The sequence below is a fragment of the Stenotrophomonas sp. ATCM1_4 genome (assembly GCF_004348115.1).
GTDB classification, from domain to species: domain Bacteria; phylum Pseudomonadota; class Gammaproteobacteria; order Xanthomonadales; family Xanthomonadaceae; genus Stenotrophomonas; species Stenotrophomonas capsici.
Genome location: NZ_QPFB01000001.1, coordinates 1,271,332 through 1,287,947, shown reverse-complemented (window position 1 = coordinate 1,287,947; position 16,616 = coordinate 1,271,332). Strand labels below are relative to the sequence as shown.

The 16,616-nt window shown below is 66.9% G+C and carries 19 protein-coding genes; 13 read left to right on the top strand and 6 right to left on the bottom strand.

Annotated elements, in window-relative coordinates:
• The first annotated feature begins 9 nt into the window (after window positions 1-9).
• Genes fliM through fliP form a run of 4 tightly spaced genes read left to right on the top strand, consistent with a single transcriptional unit; the run spans window position 10 to window position 2,558 of the window.
• Window positions 10-1,026, top strand: coding sequence for a flagellar motor switch protein FliM (fliM, locus tag ATCM_RS06170; protein WP_132863445.1), 1,017 nt, complete (start codon window positions 10-12; stop codon window positions 1,024-1,026).
• Complete coding sequence (gene fliN / locus ATCM_RS06165; protein ID WP_132863443.1) at window positions 1,019-1,366, top strand: flagellar motor switch protein FliN; 348 nt, start codon at window positions 1,019-1,021, stop codon at window positions 1,364-1,366. The genes fliM and fliN overlap by 8 nt, the downstream gene beginning before the upstream one ends.
• Entirely contained in the window at window positions 1,363-1,773 is a 411-nt protein-coding gene (gene fliO, locus ATCM_RS06160; protein WP_132863442.1) for a flagellar biosynthetic protein FliO, read from the top strand. The genes fliN and fliO overlap by 4 nt, the downstream gene beginning before the upstream one ends.
• Window positions 1,774-1,775: 2 nt before the next feature.
• Window positions 1,776-2,558, top strand: coding sequence for a flagellar type III secretion system pore protein FliP (gene fliP / locus ATCM_RS06155; RefSeq protein ID WP_132863441.1), 783 nt, complete (start codon window positions 1,776-1,778; stop codon window positions 2,556-2,558).
• Window positions 2,559-2,965: 407 nt separating this feature from the next.
• Here the strand turns inward: fliP and ATCM_RS06150 are convergent, their stop codons facing one another.
• Together ATCM_RS06150 and aceE are read right to left on the bottom strand one after the other, a co-directional pair.
• Window positions 2,966-3,430 (bottom strand): DarT ssDNA thymidine ADP-ribosyltransferase family protein, encoded by a 465-nt coding sequence (locus ATCM_RS06150; RefSeq protein WP_165931131.1) that lies wholly within the window; start codon window positions 3,428-3,430, stop codon window positions 2,966-2,968.
• A gap of 103 nt (window positions 3,431-3,533) precedes the next feature.
• The gene (gene aceE / locus ATCM_RS06145; protein WP_132863438.1) at window positions 3,534-6,221 is read right to left on the bottom strand and encodes a pyruvate dehydrogenase (acetyl-transferring), homodimeric type; all 2,688 of its coding nucleotides are present in this window, start codon (window positions 6,219-6,221) and stop codon (window positions 3,534-3,536) included.
• Between the two features lie 407 nt (window positions 6,222-6,628).
• On the opposite strand from aceE, the gene ATCM_RS06140 reads away from it, so the two are divergent.
• On the top strand, window positions 6,629-7,123 hold the full coding sequence (locus ATCM_RS06140; RefSeq protein WP_132863436.1) for a PadR family transcriptional regulator: 495 nt from the start codon (window positions 6,629-6,631) through the stop codon (window positions 7,121-7,123).
• Window positions 7,124-7,208: 85 nt separating this feature from the next.
• Window positions 7,209-8,000, top strand: a complete 792-nt coding sequence (locus ATCM_RS06135) for a siderophore-interacting protein (RefSeq protein ID WP_132863435.1) — start codon at window positions 7,209-7,211, stop codon at window positions 7,998-8,000.
• 118 nt (window positions 8,001-8,118) lie between these two features.
• Here the strand turns inward: ATCM_RS06135 and ATCM_RS06130 are convergent, their stop codons facing one another.
• Together ATCM_RS06130 and ATCM_RS06125 are read right to left on the bottom strand one after the other, a co-directional pair.
• Window positions 8,119-8,901, bottom strand: coding sequence for a hypothetical protein (locus ATCM_RS06130; RefSeq protein ID WP_132863433.1), 783 nt, complete (start codon window positions 8,899-8,901; stop codon window positions 8,119-8,121).
• A gap of 42 nt (window positions 8,902-8,943) precedes the next feature.
• Window positions 8,944-10,005: a linear amide C-N hydrolase gene (locus tag ATCM_RS06125; RefSeq protein ID WP_132863432.1), complete on the bottom strand. Its 1,062-nt coding sequence runs from the start codon at window positions 10,003-10,005 to the stop codon at window positions 8,944-8,946.
• A 264-nt stretch (window positions 10,006-10,269) separates the two neighbouring features.
• Here ATCM_RS06125 and ATCM_RS06120 point away from each other — a divergent pair, with 264 nt between their 5' ends.
• Window positions 10,270-10,581 carry an I78 family peptidase inhibitor gene (locus ATCM_RS06120; RefSeq protein ID WP_132863431.1) on the top strand — a complete coding sequence of 104 codons (312 nt, stop codon included), beginning with the start codon at window positions 10,270-10,272 and terminating at the stop codon, window positions 10,579-10,581.
• 77 nt (window positions 10,582-10,658) lie between these two features.
• Window positions 10,659-10,979 carry a hypothetical protein gene (locus ATCM_RS06115; protein WP_132863429.1) on the top strand — a complete coding sequence of 107 codons (321 nt, stop codon included), beginning with the start codon at window positions 10,659-10,661 and terminating at the stop codon, window positions 10,977-10,979.
• 134 nt (window positions 10,980-11,113) lie between these two features.
• Here the strand turns inward: ATCM_RS06115 and ATCM_RS06110 are convergent, their stop codons facing one another.
• Window positions 11,114-11,824 (bottom strand): YceI family protein, encoded by a 711-nt coding sequence (locus ATCM_RS06110; RefSeq protein ID WP_132863428.1) that lies wholly within the window; start codon window positions 11,822-11,824, stop codon window positions 11,114-11,116.
• A gap of 90 nt (window positions 11,825-11,914) precedes the next feature.
• Window positions 11,915-12,505: a malonic semialdehyde reductase gene (locus ATCM_RS06105; protein WP_132863426.1), complete on the bottom strand. Its 591-nt coding sequence runs from the start codon at window positions 12,503-12,505 to the stop codon at window positions 11,915-11,917.
• 131 nt (window positions 12,506-12,636) lie between these two features.
• Between ATCM_RS06105 and ATCM_RS06100 the strand changes: the two genes are divergently transcribed.
• The 5 genes from ATCM_RS06100 (at window position 12,637) to ATCM_RS06080 (ending at window position 16,596) form a co-directional block, all read left to right on the top strand.
• Window positions 12,637-13,605, top strand: coding sequence for a mitochondrial fission ELM1 family protein (locus ATCM_RS06100; protein WP_132863424.1), 969 nt, complete (start codon window positions 12,637-12,639; stop codon window positions 13,603-13,605).
• Between the two features lie 118 nt (window positions 13,606-13,723).
• A complete protein-coding gene (locus ATCM_RS06095) occupies window positions 13,724-14,593 on the top strand; it encodes a DUF2145 domain-containing protein (protein WP_132863423.1) in 870 nt (289 codons plus the stop codon).
• On the top strand, window positions 14,590-15,123 hold the full coding sequence (locus ATCM_RS06090) for a hypothetical protein (protein ID WP_132863422.1): 534 nt from the start codon (window positions 14,590-14,592) through the stop codon (window positions 15,121-15,123). The genes ATCM_RS06095 and ATCM_RS06090 overlap by 4 nt, the downstream gene beginning before the upstream one ends.
• A gap of 31 nt (window positions 15,124-15,154) precedes the next feature.
• Entirely contained in the window at window positions 15,155-15,670 is a 516-nt protein-coding gene (locus ATCM_RS06085) for a hypothetical protein (protein ID WP_132863420.1), read from the top strand.
• A gap of 371 nt (window positions 15,671-16,041) precedes the next feature.
• Window positions 16,042-16,596 (top strand): queuosine precursor transporter, encoded by a 555-nt coding sequence (locus ATCM_RS06080; protein ID WP_132863419.1) that lies wholly within the window; start codon window positions 16,042-16,044, stop codon window positions 16,594-16,596.
• The last annotated feature ends 20 nt before the right edge of the window (window positions 16,597-16,616 follow it).

Here is a 16,616-nt window from a genome sequence, read left to right as displayed (position 1 = left end):
GGCGCCGCCATGAGCATCAACGACCTGCTGTCCCAGGACGAGATCGATGCCCTGCTGCACGGCGTCGACTCGGGCAGCGTCAACACCGTGGACCCCGGCCCGGCGCCGGGCGAGGCCCGCTCCTATGACTTCGCCAGCCAGGACCGCATCATCCGCGGCCGCATGCCGACCCTGGAGATGGTCAACGAGCGCTTCGCCCGCCTGTGGCGGATCGGCTTGTTCAACCTGATCCGGCGCTCGGCCGAGCTGTCGGTGCGCGGCATCGAGCTGATCAAGTTCGGCGACTACCTGCATTCGCTGTACGTGCCCAGCAACCTAAACCTGATCCGCTTCAAGCCGCTGCGCGGCACCGGGCTGATCGTGTTCGAGCCGACCCTGGTGTTCGCCATCGTCGACAATTTCTTCGGTGGCGATGGCCGCTACCCCACCCGCATCGAGGGCCGCGAGTTCACCGCCACCGAGATGCGCGTGATCCAGCTGATGCTCAAGCAGACCTTCGCCGACATGCGCGAGGCCTGGGGTCCGGTGATGAACGTCGACTTCGACTACATCAACTCCGAGATCAACCCGCACTTCGCCAACATCGTCAGCCCGCGCGAGTACGTGGTGGTCAGCCGCTTCCACGTGGAGCTGGACAGCGGCGGCGGCGACATCCACATCACCCTGCCGTACTCGATGCTGGAGCCGATCCGCGAACTGCTCGACGCCGGCATCCAGAGCGACCGCAACGACCGCGACGAGAGCTGGGCGGTGATGGTGCGCGAGCAACTCGATACCGCCGAGGTGGAGCTGTCCAGCGTACTGGCCAGCCGCCGCATGAGCCTGCGCGAACTGACCAAGCTGAAGATCGGCGACATCCTGCCCATCGACATGCCCAAGCAGGTGCCGCTGTGCGTGGAAGGCATCCCGGTGTTCACCGGTGAGTTCGGCGTGGCCAACGACCGCAACGCGATCAAGATCATCGCCACCCATCCCCCGGGCAAGCGACCCAACGTTCCAGTGATCCAGGAAACATCCAATGAATGACATCGAATCCAACGCGACCGGCAACACCGCCACCCCGGCGCAGTTCGCCAACCTGCAGGCCGACGGCGGCAACGGCACCGACCTGGACCTGGACGTGATCCTGGACGTTCCGGTCACGCTGTCGCTGGAAGTAGGCCGCGCGCGCCTGCCGATCCGCAACCTGCTGCAGCTCAACCAGGGTTCGGTGGTGGAGCTGGAGCGTGGCGCCGGCGAATCGCTGGACGTGTTCGTCAACGGCACCCTGATCGCGCATGGCGAGGTCGTGGTCATCAACGACCGCTTCGGCGTGCGCCTGACCGACGTGGTCAGCCCCAGCGAGCGGATCCGGAGACTGCGTTGATCGCATTGCTCGCCGCCGTCGCACCGGCCGCCGGCAAGCTGGCCACGCCGGTCGGCCAGCATGCCGCGACCACGCCCAGCCTGTTTGGCGCGGTGTTCATGCTGCTGATGGTGCTCGGCCTGATCGTCGGCCTGGGCTGGCTGCTCAAGCGCCTGCCCGGCGGCCAGTTCCGCCCGGCCGAGGGCCTGAAGATGGTCGCCAGCCTCAACGTGGGCGCCAAGGAGCGCGTGGTGGTGGTCGACGTCAACGGCCAGCAGCTGCTGCTGGGCGTGAGCCCCGGCGGCATCAGCACCCTGCATGCCTTGCCCGAGCCGTTGCCGCAGGCACCGGCACCGACGCTGCCCAACCTCAAACAACTCCCGAATTTCGCCCAGCTGCTGTCACAGAAGCTGCGCAAGGACTCCTGATCATGCCGGTCCACCGCTTCAACTCCCGCACCTGCTGGCAACTGTTCGCGCTGCTGGCGCTGCTGGCACTGCCGTTGTTCGCCTGGGCAGCGCCCGCCGCGCCGCAGCTGCCGTCGCTTCCGGACGTGAACGTCGGCAAGGTCGGCGGCGCGCCGGTCAGCCTGCCGCTGCAGACGCTGCTGCTGATGACGGCGATCACCCTGCTGCCGTCAATGCTGCTGGTGCTGACCGCCTTCACCCGCATCATCATCGTGCTGGGCCTGCTGCGCCAGGCGCTGGGCACCGGGCAGACGCCATCCAACCAGATCCTGCTCGGCCTGTCGCTGTTCCTGACCGCGATGATCATGATGCCGGTCTGGGACAAAGCGTGGTCCACCGGCATGGCGCCGTACCTGGATGGCCAGATCGACTTCCAGACCGCCTGGACGCTGACCACCGAGCCGCTGCGCGCCTTCATGCTGGCGCAGATCCGCGAAACCGACCTGTTGACCTTCGCCGGCCTGGCTGGTCATGGCGCCTATGCCAGCCCGGATGCGATCCCGTTCCCGGTGCTGGTCGCCTCGTTCGTGACCAGTGAGCTGAAGACCGCCTTCGAGATCGGCTTCCTGATCTTCATCCCGTTCGTGATCATCGACCTGGTGGTGTCCAGCGTGCTGATGTCGATGGGCATGATGATGCTCTCGCCGATGCTGGTGTCGGCGCCGTTCAAGATCCTGCTGTTCGTGCTGGTGGACGGTTGGGTGCTGGTGGTCGGCACGCTTGCTGCGAGCTTCAACGCCGTTTGAGCCACCGCTCATGGAGTCATTGCACGAAGCCGCGATCACCTCGCGGCTTCGTTGTTTCCGGCCCAGCAACCGACGGCGGCTTCTTGGGTTTGAGTTTGGTTTCGGCGGTTGCCGTTGCCGTTGCCGTTGCCGTTGCCGTTGCCGTTGCCGTGGATTTTGACGTGCCGGGTTCCCTTCCGTAGCGACGGAGCTGACGGACAAGACCCCGCAGGGGCGACGTGCATGGATGCACGTCGTTTTTCGACGGGACAGGGACGTCCCGTCGAAAAATCCCGACAGCGCAGTGGACCTGGAGCGCGCAGCGCGGAAGGCGCGTAGACAGGGTGTGCTTTCTTTGCGCCAGGTTTCTTTGCACAAGCAAAGAAAGGTGGCTCAAGGGTACGAGAAAATTCCACTTTTGGCGTCAGCTAATCTGCGGGGGGATTACCCGACCAGTTTACATGTGTTTCAAATTGATTCTGATCAGCCATTACCACAGGCAAAGGCACATTGGTATTCAGCGCGTAATTACTAAAGCAAACATGCGGATAGTTCCTGAAGAGCGTTGACACGCTTGCGACGAGAAATGCGCGTTGAGAAAGCTCAGACATACCGAGTAAATGATCGGATGGCGATCTGACCTCCACCCTGCCTTGATGGATTGCGTACGTAAACGCCGTCACGGGAGATAGATAGAAGGCAACGTAATTATTAACCACCCCGCCATGAGGCATTTCCACCAAATTTGAGCTCCGCCTTTGGACGATGTTGCCGTAGCTCGTTTGATGGCATGCTTGTGGATCCTCATGAAGCTTCGCGCGAACCTCACCATCTCTGAAGAAAGTCGCAAGATCGCGTTGATCCACTTGCCTAAATGCAAAACGGTCGGGCATTGGCTCCCCCTGAGCTCGTTCAATTCGACTCGATGCAATTCCCTTGCGCGTGCTGCCCAAGGCCATAGAAAAAAGAGCGGCCTATGGCCGCTCTCTTAATTAATCAAACCCCAACAGGATTACTCTTCTCCGGATCAATCCCATACTGCTTGATCGCCCTCGCAACATCCTTAGCCGTCATCTTCCCATCCTTCGCCAACGCGGCAATCGCCGCATGCGCGATGTAGTAACGGTCAACCTCGAAGAAGCGACGCAGGTTGGCGCGGGTGTCCGAACGGCCGAAGCCGTCGGTGCCCAGGACCGAGTAGGTGCCCGGCACGAAGGCGCGGATCTGGTCGGTGTAGGCGCGCACGTAGTCGGTGGCGGCGATGACCGGGCCCTGGCGGCCTTCCAGCAGCTGGGTGACGTACGGCTTGCGCTGTTCGGCTTCCGGGTGCAGGCGGTTCCAACGCTCGGCGTCGAAACCGTCGCGACGCAGTTCGTTGAAGCTCGGGCAGCTCCAGATGTCGGCGGTGACGCCGAAATCCTTGTCCAGCAGCTCGGCCGCTGCAATGGCCTCGCGCAGGATGGTGCCGCTGCCCAGCAGCTGCACGCGCAGCTCGCCCTTCTTCGGCTTGCCGGCGTCGGTGAGCAGGTACATGCCCTTGATGATGCCCTCGGCTGCACCTTCCGGCATGGCCGGGTGGGTGTAGTTCTCGTTCATCAGGGTGATGTAGTAGTACTCGTCGATCTGGTCTTCCATCATGGCCTTGGTGCCATGCTGGAGGATCACGGTGACTTCGTAGCCGAAGGTCGGGTCGTAGCTGCGCACGTTCGGGATGCCGCCGGCCACGATGTGGCTGAAGCCGTCCTCGTGCTGCAGGCCTTCGCCGTTGAGCGTGGTGCGGCCGGCGGTGCCGCCGAGCAGGAAGCCGCGGGTACGCATGTCCGCCGCCTGCCAGGCCAGGTCGCCCACGCGCTGGAAGCCGAACATCGAGTAGTAGATGTAGAACGGCAGCATCGGCACGTTGCTGACCGAGTAGCTGGTACCGGCCGCCATCCACGAGGCGATCGCGCCCGGCTCGCTGATGCCCTGCTGCAGCACCTGGCCGCTCTGGTCCTCGCGGTAGTACATCAGCTGGTCCGCGTCGACCGGCTTGTACTTCTGGCCGTACGGGGCGTAGATGCCGATCTGGCGGAACAGGCCTTCCATGCCGAAGGTGCGCGCCTCGTCGGCGACGATCGGCACCAGGCGCGGGCCCAGCTCCTTGTCACGCAGGCTGATGTTCAGCGTCTGCACGAAGGCCATGGTGGTGGAGTAGGTGCGCTCGCCGGATTCCTTGAGCAGGCGCTCGTAGGTTTCCAGCTTCGGGGCGGTGAAGGACTTGTCGGCCTTCTGGCGACGCTGCGGCAGGTAGCCACCCAGCGAAGCACGACGCTCCTGCAGGTACTTCACTTCCGGCGAATCCGGGCCCGGGTGGTAGAACGGCACCTGGCCGTCCTTGAGCTGCTCGTCTGTAACCGGGATGTTGAAGCGGTCGCGGAAGTGACGCACCGCTTCGTCGTCCAGCTTCTTGGTCTGGTGGGTGGGGTTCAGTGCCTCGCCGGCGCTGCCCATGCCGTAGCCCTTGACCGTCTTGGCCAGGATCACGGTCGGCATGCCCTTGGTGTTCACGGCCTGGTGGTAGGCGGCGTATACCTTGTGCGGGTCGTGGCCACCACGGTTCAGGCGCCAGATGTCGTCGTCGGACAGGCTGGCCACCATCGCGGCGGTTTCCGGGTACTTGCCGAAGAAATGCTCGCGCGTATACGCGCCGCCGAAGGCCTTGCAGTTCTGGTACTCGCCGTCGACGGTTTCCATCATCAGCTTCTTCAGGACGCCGTTGGTGTCCTTGGCCAGAAGCGGATCCCAGTACGAGCCCCACAGCAACTTGATGACGTTCCAGCCGCCGCCACGGAACACGCCTTCCAGTTCCTGGATGATCTTGCCGTTGCCGCGCACCGGGCCGTCCAGGCGCTGCAGGTTGCAGTTGACCACGAAGATCAGGTTGTCCAGGCCTTCGCGGCCGGCCAGGGCGATGGCGCCCAGGGTTTCCGGCTCGTCCGACTCGCCGTCACCGATGAAGCACCATACCTTGCGGTCGCTCTTCTCGATCAGGCCGCGGTTTTCCAGGTAGCGCATGAACTGCGCCTGGTAGATGGCGGCCAGCGGGCCCAGGCCCATCGACACGGTCGGGGTCTGCCAGAAGTCCGGCATCAGCCACGGGTGCGGGTAGGAGGACAGGCCACCGCCGTCCACTTCCATGCGGAACTTGTCCAGCTGCTGCTCGTCGATGCGGCCTTCCAGGAACGCGCGCGCGTAGATGCCCGGGGCGCTGTGGCCCTGGATGAACAGCAGGTCGCCCGGATGGGTGTCGCTCGGGGCGCGCCAGAAGTGGTTGAAGCCCACGTCGTACAGCGTCGCGCCGGAGGCGAACGAGGCGATGTGGCCGCCCAGGTCACCCGGCTTGCGGTTGGCGCGCACCACGGTGGCCATCGCGTTCCAGCGGATGATGGAGCGGATGCGCCATTCCAGCTCGGCGTTGCCGGGGCTCTTGGCCTCCAGCTGCGGCTCGATGGTGTTGACGTATTCGGTGGTGGGCGAGAACGGCAGGAACGCACCCGAACGACGGGTCAGTTCAACCATGCCTTCCAGCAACTGATGCGCGCGCTCGGGGCCCTCGACATCGATAACGGCCTTCAACGACTCGATCCACTCCTGGGTCTCCAGGGGGTTCGGGTCGTTGTTCAGCACCTCATTCAACCAGTTCATTAGCGCTCCCAAGTTGCTGCACGCACACGCGCGCTTGTTCGTTGTTTTGAACTCCAAAGTGTAGCGCACCCGACCCCTTGCCAAGCGGGCTACGCATACGTATGGAGGCGTAAAAGCCAGTGTCCGCAAGACAGATGACGACAGCGATGCAGCTGGATCAGGGACACCACGGGACAACCCCGGGAGGGCCTTGCGGCAGAACCAAGGCAGCGACGCGGCTGCAGGCTGGCAGCGCAGCGGGTCAGCGGCGTGACAGGCGCGGCCATGCTGCATCGCAGCAATTTCCGACCAGCGTGCTGCATCCCGCTGGCGAAACGCTCTGTCTGGCCGCCCGCAGGCGCCGGGTGTTGCCCGGCCGGAGTTTTCGATATATCGTTTCGCACGTTTCGATATATCGAAAAGACCCAATGAGCGCCACCGAACCCCGTCGCCGCCCTTCCCCCCGCCCCTTGGGCCGGGGCGACCTGCGCCTGCTGCTGCTGTCGCTGATCGGCCAGGCGCCGCGCCATGGCTACGAGCTGATCCAGCAGGTCAGCGAGATGTTCATGCGCGTGTACACGCCCAGCGCCGGCTCGGTGTACCCGCTGCTGGCCGACTTCGAGAACCAGCGCTGGGTACAGGCCGAGGAGGAAGGCGGCCGCAAGCGCTACCACATCACCGCTGTCGGCCAGGCCCAGCTGAAGCTGCGCCAGGGCGAGGTGGACGACGCCCTGCTGCGCGCGCGCCACAGCGCGCGCGTGATCACCAAGGCCAACCTGCCGCCGTCGGTGCGCGAAGCCATGCGCGAACTCACCCATTCGATGATGCAGCGCCATGGCCGCTGGCAGGGTGCCGACGTCGAACGCATCACCGCACTGCTGGACGAGGCCACCGCGCTGGTGCGCGATACCCCGCCCGAGTAAGCCCTCCCCCCTTTCGTTACGACCCAGCCAGAGCGATCCAGCCAGGTCACCCCGGCCCATGCCGTCATTGACCCCAGGTACTGCCATGTCCTCGCATGAAACCCAGTTGATCCGCTTCACTCCCCGCTTCCGCCACCTGCAGGTGCTGCGCAGCGAACGCCTGACCCCGAACATGCAGCGCATCGTGGTGGGAGGCGATGCGCTGGAAGGCTTCGACAGCCGCGCACCGGACGACCACGTCAAGCTGTTCTTCCCCAACGCCGAAGGCCAGTTCGTGCTGCCGGTGCTGACCGAGCAGGGCCCGCGTTACCCGGAAGGCCAGCTGCCCTCGCCGGCCCGCGACTACACCCCGCGGCTGTACGACGCCGACGCCGGCGAGCTGGTGCTGGACTTCGTGCTGCACGGCGACGGCCCGGCCACACAGTGGGCCGCGCATGCCAAGGCCGGCGATGCACTGGTGGTGGCCGGCCCGCGTGGCTCGCACGTCATCGCCGATGACTACGACGCCTATGTGCTGATTGGCGACGAAACCGCCCTGCCCGCCATTGCTCGCCGCCTGGAGGAGTTGCCCGAAGGTGCAGTGGCCGAGGTGTTCATCGAGATTCCGGAAGAGGGCGACCGCCAGCCGCTGCACAGCGCTGCGCAGGTCACTGTGTCGTGGTTCGAGCGCAATGGCTTCGATGCGGCCAGCAGCACGCTGCTGGAAGACGCGCTGGTGGATTTCGAACAGCCCGACGGCGACGCGTTCTACTGGATTGCCACCGAGTCCAAGCGCGCACGGATGATGCGCAAGTTCGTGGAAGGCCACCTGCAGGTGCCGAAGGACTGGATCCGCGCCACCGGTTACTGGAAGGCGGACCCGAGCGACGTGGAGTAAGGGGCGCAGCGCGGGCACCTTCCGGCCGGCGTGTTCGGCTGCTTCGTCAGAAGCCCCCTCCCCAGCCCTCCCCTGCGCCTTCGGCGCAAGGGAGGGGGCAGTCATGTGCGGCCTTGCCTCACGGCAAGGCGGCCGCGCCGTGTCCTTTGCCGAACAGGAAGGTCAGGCCCAGCATCGGGCCGGACAGGTCCACGTCCAGCCGCCGCCCGTGCTCGCGGTAATCCACGCTCAGGTGGCGGTAGCCCATCGACAGGAACAGGTTGTCACGGGCCTGGTAGTTGGCCAGCGCCAGCACCTGCCAGGTCGCGTCCGATCCCACGCCGAAACCGCCGGTATCGGCGTACACCAACGTTGACCAGCGCGGTGCCACGGCCTGCCGCCAGCGCGCGGCGATGACCGGGTCAACGAAGGAAAACTTCGACCGTGCCGAACCGATGCCGGTCACGTCCACCGCGGTGCTGACATCCCAATGCCGCAGTCCCGCCATCAGGTCCACTCCGGCCGCCTCGGTCGGGGCGAAGGCATAGCCGGCGGTCAGCGAGGCCGAGGTCTGGCGCACCTTCGCCCGCGCCGACAGGCCCATCGGCAGTACGGCCGAGTCGGACGTGGAGGCGTGGGTGAGGTCGGCCTGCAGCACGAAGCGGTCGCGCCGCGCGGTGGCGGTGACGAAGGCCGCCGCATCCAGGCTCTCGAACAACTCCGCGAACGACTTGTCCACGTCGGCGGCCGGCGCACTGCGGAACGGCCGCACCTGGCCTTCCAGGCCACTCATCCACACATACGGCGTGGCCTGGAAACGCCAGCGGCCGTCCTGCGCGGCCTCCTGCGCCTGCACCGCAGGCAGCGCGCCTGCGGCCAACAGCGCCACTGCAATGCAACGATGAACGGCCAGATGCCGCATGCCATGCCCTCCTTGTCGAAACACATCCGTGGCCACCGCCGCTCAGATCCCCAGGAAGCGGAACGCGGGCGTTTCCTTGAACTGGTCATTCGCCTCACCGGCGTAGGTGGTGCGCTGGAACTCGCCCAGGTCCAGCCGCCGTACCTTGCCGCTGGCCTCGCTGAAATCGAGCTTCTTCATGTCCACCCAGAACACGTTGGGCGTGAGTGCCGATTCGAAAAAGTACAGCAGGCGCTTCTGGTCGGCCACGGTGCGCCAGCGCGTGGAGGAGATGTTGGGCTGGTCCGGCGTGGTGATGCCGTACGGCACCGACACGTTGCGGATCACGCTGAACACGCTGGCGATGGATTCCACCGGGTCCTCGGCCTTGGGAATGGCGTTGACGTAAAACGACGCACGCGCGAAGCGATCGGAGGCGCGGTTGGTGCCGGGCAACATCACGGTGCCGCCGATCTGCCGCCAGTAGCTTTCCAGCGCCAGCTGCTCCTCGAAGATCGGCGAGTTGGTCATCACCTGGTAGTCGCGGCTGTGGTGGATGACCTGCTTGCCCTTGATGTACTCGATGATGGCGCTGTCGCCGCTGGCATCGGAGATGGACAGGTGCAGCGTGGCCATGCGCTGCTCGCCGGGCGGGCTGTCGGAGACCAGCAGGAACGGCTCGCGTGAGAGCGCCTTCACCGCTTCGTCGACGCTGCCGAAGTTGTCCAGCACGTACTGCGTCCACGCCGCGATGCTCAGGCCCGGCTTGCCGGTGGTGCGCTCGGGGTATTCCGATTCGGCCAGCCACAACAGGTTGGCGACCAGCCCGGCTTCGTTCATGCCGTCGGTGGTGGAGATGTCGTAGGCACTGGCGATGACGCTGCCGTAGCGTGAGGTCCACTGCAGCGAGTTGGGCCCGGCTTCGCCACTGCGCTTCATGCCGCGCGGGAAGGTCCACAGGTGCGTGCCGGTGTCGATCTTGTAGTCCATCGAGCGCCCGGTGATCACTTCACCGTTGGCACCGTGATAGACGAAACGTGTGCAGGCTTCGGCCTGCGGAAGGGCCAGTGCACCACACAGGAACGTGGCACAGGCAGCGGCAATGGATCGTCTGATGCGCTTCATGGATCACTCCCCTAAAGTTGAACAGCACATTGCATGCAGGCCGGATCATGCCACCAATGTGTTGCGCGCAGGCGGCGCCGAATGCGCGGGTGTGATCGGCTTCGCAACCCGTTGCCGCGTGCAGGTTGAAACCGCAGAAGCGGCGTCGTTCGGGATGGTGGGGAATCTCACGCACGCACACATTGTTTCGGATCAATCGTGCGGCCATTGCCGGCTGGTATGCTCGGCCCAACCACCTCCGGCCGCAGACTCCCGGGTCCACGCATGAACCTGTTCCGCATCCACAAGGCGTTGTTGCCCGCCGCTTCCATCGTGTTCGCTGCGGCATTGGGTGGCTGCCTGACCACGCCCGGGCCGACCATCGCCGGCGATGGCCGCTGCAGCGCGACCGACCTGCAATGGGCGGTGGGGCAGCCGGGCGACGAGGCCACCATGCGCCGGCTTTCGCGTGAAAGCGGCGCCGGCCTGGTCAACCCGATCACGCCGACCACCATCGTCTCGCGCGACATCCGCCAGGACCGCCTGCGGGTGTACCTGGACGCCGGGAACGTGATCACCGCCGTGCGCTGCGAGTAATCGCCGCCCGGCCGCCGCGCCGGACGGCATCCGTACAAAATGGCGCTGCTATGCTCAGCGCCCCTGTTGCCATTGGAATGCCCATGGAGCGCGCCACTTCCCTTCGTACGCTGCTGGTTGCCGCTGTGCTGGCAGCCGGCCTGAGTGCCTGCCAGAGCACGCCCACCCCGTCGGCCGCGCGCGACACCGACTTCGGTCGCTGCAGCGATGCCGGCGTGCAGTGGGCCGTGGGCAAGACCAACGACGAACCCACCATCCGCCGCCTGAAGCAGGAAAGTGGCGCCGGCCTGGTCAACCCGATCGGCCCGGGCACCATCGTCTCGCGCGACATCCGCCAGGACCGCCTGCGGGTGTACGTGGATGCGGGGAATATGATCACCGCGGTGCGCTGCGAGTAAGCGCGTTACCTATCCCCGGCCCTCGCCCTGCCTGCGGCAAAGGGACGGCAGCGGCACTGCTCCCATCCAGAACAAAGGCCCGCCATTGCTGGCGGGCCTTTGTCATGTCGCATGCCGGCCGGGGCCGGAGCCGATTACTCGGCCTTGGCTTCTTCAGCCTTCGGGATCAGGGCTTCGGTGGTGATGCGCACCTTGATCTCGTCGCCGACGTTCGGCACGTAGGCACCCATGCCGAAATCGCTGCGCTTCAGGGTGGCGGTGGCGTCGAAGCCGACGGCCGGCACCTTGGCCATCGGGTGCTCGCCGGCACCGTTGACGGTCACGTCCAGCACGACCGGCTTGGTCACGCCCTTGACGGTCAGGTCACCGGTGACGGTCAGCTTGTTGGTGCCGGCCGCTTCCACCTTGGTGCTCTTGAAGGTGGCGGTCGGGAACTTGGCGGCGTCGAAGAAATCGGCGCTGCGCAGGTGCTCGTCGAACTTGGCGGTGAAGCTGTTCAGGCCCGACAGCGGCAGGGTCACTTCCACGGTCGACTTGGTCACGTCGGCGGCGTCGTACACCAGGGTGCCGTCGGCGTTGCCGAAGTGCGCGGTCGGGTTGGAGAAGCCCAGGTGGTTCCACTGCACCAGCACGTCGGTGTGGGTCGGGTCGAGCTTGTAGGTGCCGGCGGCAACCTGGATGGCGGCCGCTTCCGGGGCGGCCGGGGCAGCGGCGGCGGCTTCGGCCGGCGCAGCGGTTTCAGCCGGGGTGGCGGCCGGTGCGGCGGCCTGGTCGGCCGGCTTGGAGCAGGCGGTGATGGCGGCGGCCAGCGCCAGCGGGAGCAACAGCTTGGACAGGTTGGACATGGAACTCTCCTTGAGGACGGGAATGGGGAATGCAGGCAGTTTCAACATACCCGGCGTTGCCCGATGTGAGGGACGCCGCCGGTGCAACACTTACTCGATGCGCGCGGCTTCGTCGAAAGACAGCCGCGGCAGGCGCGGGAACACGCCGGACGGGTCGCCATAGCCCAGGTTGACGAGGAAATTGGACTTGATGGCAGTGCCGGCGAAGAACGCTTCGTCCACCTTGGCCGGGTCGAAGCCGGACATCGGGCCGGCATCCAGGCCCAGCGTGCGGGCGGCCAGGATCAGGTAGGCACCCTGCAGGGTGCCGTTGCGGAACGCCGCCTCGTGGCGGCCTTCGCGCGGGCCGTCGAACCAGGACTTGGCGTCGGCGTGCGGGAACAGGTACGGCAGCTTCTCGTGGAAATCCTGGTCGAAACCGATGATCGCCGTGACCGGCGCGGCCAGGGTCTTGGCCAGGTTGCCCTCGGACAGGGCCGGCGCCAGCTTCTGCTTGGCCTCGGCGGACTTCACGAACACGAAGCGTGCCGGGCTCGAGTTGGCCGAGGTCGGCGCCCACTTCAGCAGGTCGTACAGGGCACGCAGCTGGCTGTCCTCGACCGGGCGGTCCTGGAAGGCGTTCTGGGTACGGGCGGTGCGGAACAGCTGGTCAAGCGCGGCATCGTTGAAGATGTCGGACATGGAAACTCCGTGGTGAAAGGGCTACGGTCGTGCATTGCGCCGGAAAGCCCCGGACAATGGCAACGTCGATGCAAGGACGCAGTGTAGAACGCCCCGACTGTTGCAACACCCAGACTTACTGAAACGAATTAATGCCATACGCGAAACGATCGACGCTTCCCTGGACGATCACCGACGGCCGCGCCGGCAACGTGCGCCAGGCCGTGGCGTTGGCATCGACGCTGCGCCTGGGTGGCCAACAACGGCTGGCATTGCAGCCGCAGGCGCCCTGGCGCTGGCTGTCGCCGCGGCTGCTGCCCGGCGCCGCGCACGGCTTTGGCCCCACCTTCGCCGAGCTGGCCGGCAACCCGCCGGGGCTGGCCATCGGCTGTGGCCGGCAGGCCGCAGCGGCGCTGCGGCTGCTGGGCCGCCGCGGCACCCGCACCGTGCAGATCCTGGACCCGCGCATCGGCGCGCGCCACTGGGACCTGGTGGTGGTGCCCGAGCATGACCGCCTGCGCGGCGACAACGTGCTCACCCTGCTGGGCAGCCTCAACCCGGTCAACGACGACTGGCTGGCCTGGGGCCGCGCGGCGTTCTCCAGCTTCGAACAACTGCCCGGCCCGCGCACCGCGCTGCTCGTCGGTGGCCCCACCGACCATGCGCCGTGGCAGGACGCCGACCTGCAGCCGCTGTTCGCGCAACTGGCCGCGCGCATCCGCGCCGACGGCGGCAGCGTGCTGGCGACCACCTCGCGGCGCACCCCGCGGGCGACCACACAGGCCCTGCTGCGAGCCTTCGACGACGTGCCCGGGGTGATCTGGAGCGATGGCGGCGATGGGTCCAACCCCTATGCGGGGCTGCTGGGCTGGGCCGACCGCATCGTGTGCACGCCGGACTCGGTGAACCTGCTGTCCGAGGCCTGCGCCACGCGGGTGCCGGTAGGCGTGCTGCTGGGACAGCGCGCGCAGGGGCGGATGGCGCATTTCCAGGCCGCGTTGCGCGAACGCGGGCGGTTGCTGGACGGCCTGGCGGTGCTTGATCCGCCCGCACAGGACGTCGAGCCATTGCGGGAGACGGCACGGATCGCGGCCGACGTCCGCGCACGGCTGGGCCTGTAACCGGCCATGCCCCACCGCACGTGGCCCGGTGCCACGGTCTGCGCGAACGCAAGGCGGCCGTGCCGGCAGCCCCTGAACTAACGATTCCTTTTCGAATGCCATGCAAGGATGCGCGCCAATGAAACATTGCAGAACACGCCTGCTGACCGCCTGCATCGGGTTGTCCGCCCTCACCGCACCGGCCTTTGCCCAGCAGGCCTGCGCACCGCGCTATCCGCCGCCGACCACCATCGCGGCGATGTTCGACATGGCCGCGGTCACCGCGGACACGCTCGATGCCCTGCCCGACGTGGACGTGGTGCTGGCCGCGCGCGGCGGCCAGGACCTGAGCAAGTACGGCCTGCGCCACAGCCACCTGGCCTTCCTGGTCCGCAATGACCAGGGCAGCTGGGACGTGGTGCACCTGCTCAACCGCTGCAAGACCGACCACTCCGACCTGTACCGCGAAGGCCTGGTCAACCTGGTCGGCGAAAGCTCGATCACCACCGACCTGCGCGTGGGCGTCCCGACGCCGGCGGTGCGCGGCGCATTGAAGGCGCTGCTGGCCGGCGCGGCGCCGCAGGCCCGTGCGTTGCATGAGCCGCGCTACAGCATGCTGGCCTACCCCGGCAGCACCGAGTACCAGAATTCCAACCAGTGGATCCTGGAGGTCACCGCCGCGGCGATGGCGCAGTCCGGCGACGGCACCGTGCTGGACGACCGCAAGCGCACCCTGGATTGGCTCAAGCAGCGTGGCTACACGCCCAGCCGCATGCACATCGGCATCGGCAAGCGCCTGGGTGCGCGGTTCTTCGCCGACAACGTGGCCGTCACCGACCATCCGGCCAGCGAACGCATCTCCGGCAACTATTCGGTGGTGACGGTGGAGTCGGTGTTCGACTTCCTGCACCGCAGCGGCGCGCTGGAACGCGAGTTGTCCATCCCCCACCAGACCCCGGTGCCGGCGGTGACCGGCATGGCGTCCCCACGACAGGCGTCCTCCCCATGAAGCACCTGATCCGCAGCAGCGCACTCGCCTTCGCCGTCGTCGCCAGCCTGGGCCTGGCCAGCGCCCCCGCACAGGCGGGCATGGACGGACTGAACCTCAACGGCTCGCAGGGCTCGGTGCTGGTGGCCGGCTTCAGCGCGGTGATGGTGGTGTCCGGGCCGATGTTCCTGTCGGCCGCCGGCGTGCGCGGCGCGGCCGACATGTCCAAGGCATCGCGCGAGCGCCGCGGGGAGAAGCGCCGCCTCAGGGCCGGGCACCTGCCGGACCTGGAGGTCAAGTCGATCGAGACCGCGGCCGATGGCGGCCGCCGGGTGGCGCTGGAAGACCCCGGCAATCCCGAGAACCGCGCCACGCTGGAATGGCCCAAGCGCGAGGACGACCCCGCGGCCGGCTTCCGCGTGGGGGCGATGATCGCCTTCCAGCCCAGCCCGCAGGGCGCCGGCTGGATGCTGCGTGATACCGAGGGCACGGCGCTGGCGTTCGTGCCGAGCATCGAGGCGGTGGATGAAAGCCGCACCCGCACGTTGTGAACCCGTCGTTTTTCTTTCCCCAGGAATTCCCATGAAGACCCCGCTTACCCTGTTTGTCGCCAGCGTCGCCGTGACCTGCCTGCTGGCGGTGGCGCCGGCACGCGCCGGCGAAGGCATGAACAAGTCCGAGATCAGCACGCTGGTGGTGTCTGCGGGCGCCTCGATGCTGGTATCGGCGCCGCTGTTCCTTGCCGCCGGCGTGAGCGGCAAGGCCGGCGAGTCGTCCACCCGGGCGCGCAATGACCGCCAGGCACGGCGCCTGACCGCCGGCCCGCTGCCGGACATGCAGGTGAAGTCGATCACCGAAGCAGCCGATGGCGGCCGCACCGTCGCGCTGGAAGACCCGAGCAACGCGGAGAACACCGCGCAACTGCATTGGCCGCAGCGCGAGGACAACCCGGCCGCCAACTTCAACGTCGGCCAACGGGTCGCCTTCACCCCCAGCCCGCAGGGCGCCGGCTGGATGCTGCGCGCCGAGGACGGCGCGGTGCTGACCTTCGTGCCGACCGTCGAAGCCTCCGACGACAGCCGCACGCAGGTGCTTTGACGGGGGAAGGCTTACCCCTCCCCGGCCCTCCCCTCCGCCTGCGGCGCAAGGGAGGGGGTGGTTCCGCATGGTCTTTCAGATTGCGGCAAAAGCCGCTTTGGCCCCCACCCTTGCGCCGTAGGCGGAGGGGAGGGTTGGGGAGGGGTTTGACCCCCGGCGGCCCCCTGCTCAAGCTGCCCTCACCCCAACCCCTCTCCCGCAGGCGGGAGAGGGGCTTTGTGCGCATCCCCTGGCGACGAGGTCTGGGCCGCCTTTACATGGTGGCCAGCAACCTGCGGGTACAATGCGCGCCTGCCTTGCTGCCCGTCCGGGCGCGGCTGCCCTCCTCTCCCTTGTCGATACGGCGCCTCACGGTGCTGCCCGTAGTACCCATGTCCCCACATCCGTCCATCCGCTTCGCCCCGCTCACCCCCACCTCGCTGCTGCTGGCAGTGCTGGCGATGGGCGCCGTGGTGCTGGGCTCGAATGTGCTGGTGCAGTACCCGATCAATGACTGGTTGACCTGGGGTGCCTTCAGCTACCCGGTCGCGTTCCTGGTCAGCAACCTGATCAACCGCCGCTTCGGCCCGCAGGCCGCGCGCCGCGTGGCCTGGGCCGGTTTCGCGGTGGCGGTGGTGCTGTCGGTCTGGATCGCCACCCCGCGCATCGCGGTGGCCTCGTGCCTGGCCTTCATCTGCGCGCAGCTGCTGGACATCACCGTGTTCGACCGCCTGCGCGTGGGCAACTGGTGGCGCGCGCCAATGGTGGCCACCACCTGCAGCGCCACGCTGGACACGGCCATCTTCTGGTCGATCGCCTTCGCCGGTTCGCAGTTGCCGTGGGTCAGCTGGGCGGTCGGCGACTGGCTGGTCAAGCTCGGCATCGGCCTGTGCCTGCTGGCGCCGTTCCGTGCCCTGCTGTGGAAGATGGCACCGGTGAAGCAGTAACCGCCAGGCGCCTCGCCGCC

Coding starts and splice junctions, on each gene's coding strand:
- fliM (WP_132863445.1), top strand. CDS start 10: ATGAGCATCAACGACCTGCTGTCCCAGGACGAGATCGATGCCCTGCTG.
- fliN (WP_132863443.1), top strand. CDS start 1,019: ATGAATGACATCGAATCCAACGCGACCGGCAACACCGCCACCCCGGCG.
- fliP (WP_132863441.1), top strand. CDS start 1,776: ATGCCGGTCCACCGCTTCAACTCCCGCACCTGCTGGCAACTGTTCGCG.
- ATCM_RS06150 (WP_165931131.1), bottom strand. CDS start 3,430: ATGCCCGACCGTTTTGCATTTAGGCAAGTGGATCAACGCGATCTTGCG.
- aceE (WP_132863438.1), bottom strand. CDS start 6,221: ATGAACTGGTTGAATGAGGTGCTGAACAACGACCCGAACCCCCTGGAG.
- ATCM_RS06140 (WP_132863436.1), top strand. CDS start 6,629: ATGAGCGCCACCGAACCCCGTCGCCGCCCTTCCCCCCGCCCCTTGGGC.
- ATCM_RS06135 (WP_132863435.1), top strand. CDS start 7,209: ATGTCCTCGCATGAAACCCAGTTGATCCGCTTCACTCCCCGCTTCCGC.
- ATCM_RS06130 (WP_132863433.1), bottom strand. CDS start 8,901: ATGCGGCATCTGGCCGTTCATCGTTGCATTGCAGTGGCGCTGTTGGCC.
- ATCM_RS06125 (WP_132863432.1), bottom strand. CDS start 10,005: ATGAAGCGCATCAGACGATCCATTGCCGCTGCCTGTGCCACGTTCCTG.
- ATCM_RS06120 (WP_132863431.1), top strand. CDS start 10,270: ATGAACCTGTTCCGCATCCACAAGGCGTTGTTGCCCGCCGCTTCCATC.
- ATCM_RS06115 (WP_132863429.1), top strand. CDS start 10,659: ATGCCCATGGAGCGCGCCACTTCCCTTCGTACGCTGCTGGTTGCCGCT.
- ATCM_RS06110 (WP_132863428.1), bottom strand. CDS start 11,824: ATGTCCAACCTGTCCAAGCTGTTGCTCCCGCTGGCGCTGGCCGCCGCC.
- ATCM_RS06105 (WP_132863426.1), bottom strand. CDS start 12,505: ATGTCCGACATCTTCAACGATGCCGCGCTTGACCAGCTGTTCCGCACC.
- ATCM_RS06100 (WP_132863424.1), top strand. CDS start 12,637: ATGCCATACGCGAAACGATCGACGCTTCCCTGGACGATCACCGACGGC.
- ATCM_RS06095 (WP_132863423.1), top strand. CDS start 13,724: ATGAAACATTGCAGAACACGCCTGCTGACCGCCTGCATCGGGTTGTCC.
- ATCM_RS06090 (WP_132863422.1), top strand. CDS start 14,590: ATGAAGCACCTGATCCGCAGCAGCGCACTCGCCTTCGCCGTCGTCGCC.
- ATCM_RS06085 (WP_132863420.1), top strand. CDS start 15,155: ATGAAGACCCCGCTTACCCTGTTTGTCGCCAGCGTCGCCGTGACCTGC.
- ATCM_RS06080 (WP_132863419.1), top strand. CDS start 16,042: ATGTCCCCACATCCGTCCATCCGCTTCGCCCCGCTCACCCCCACCTCG.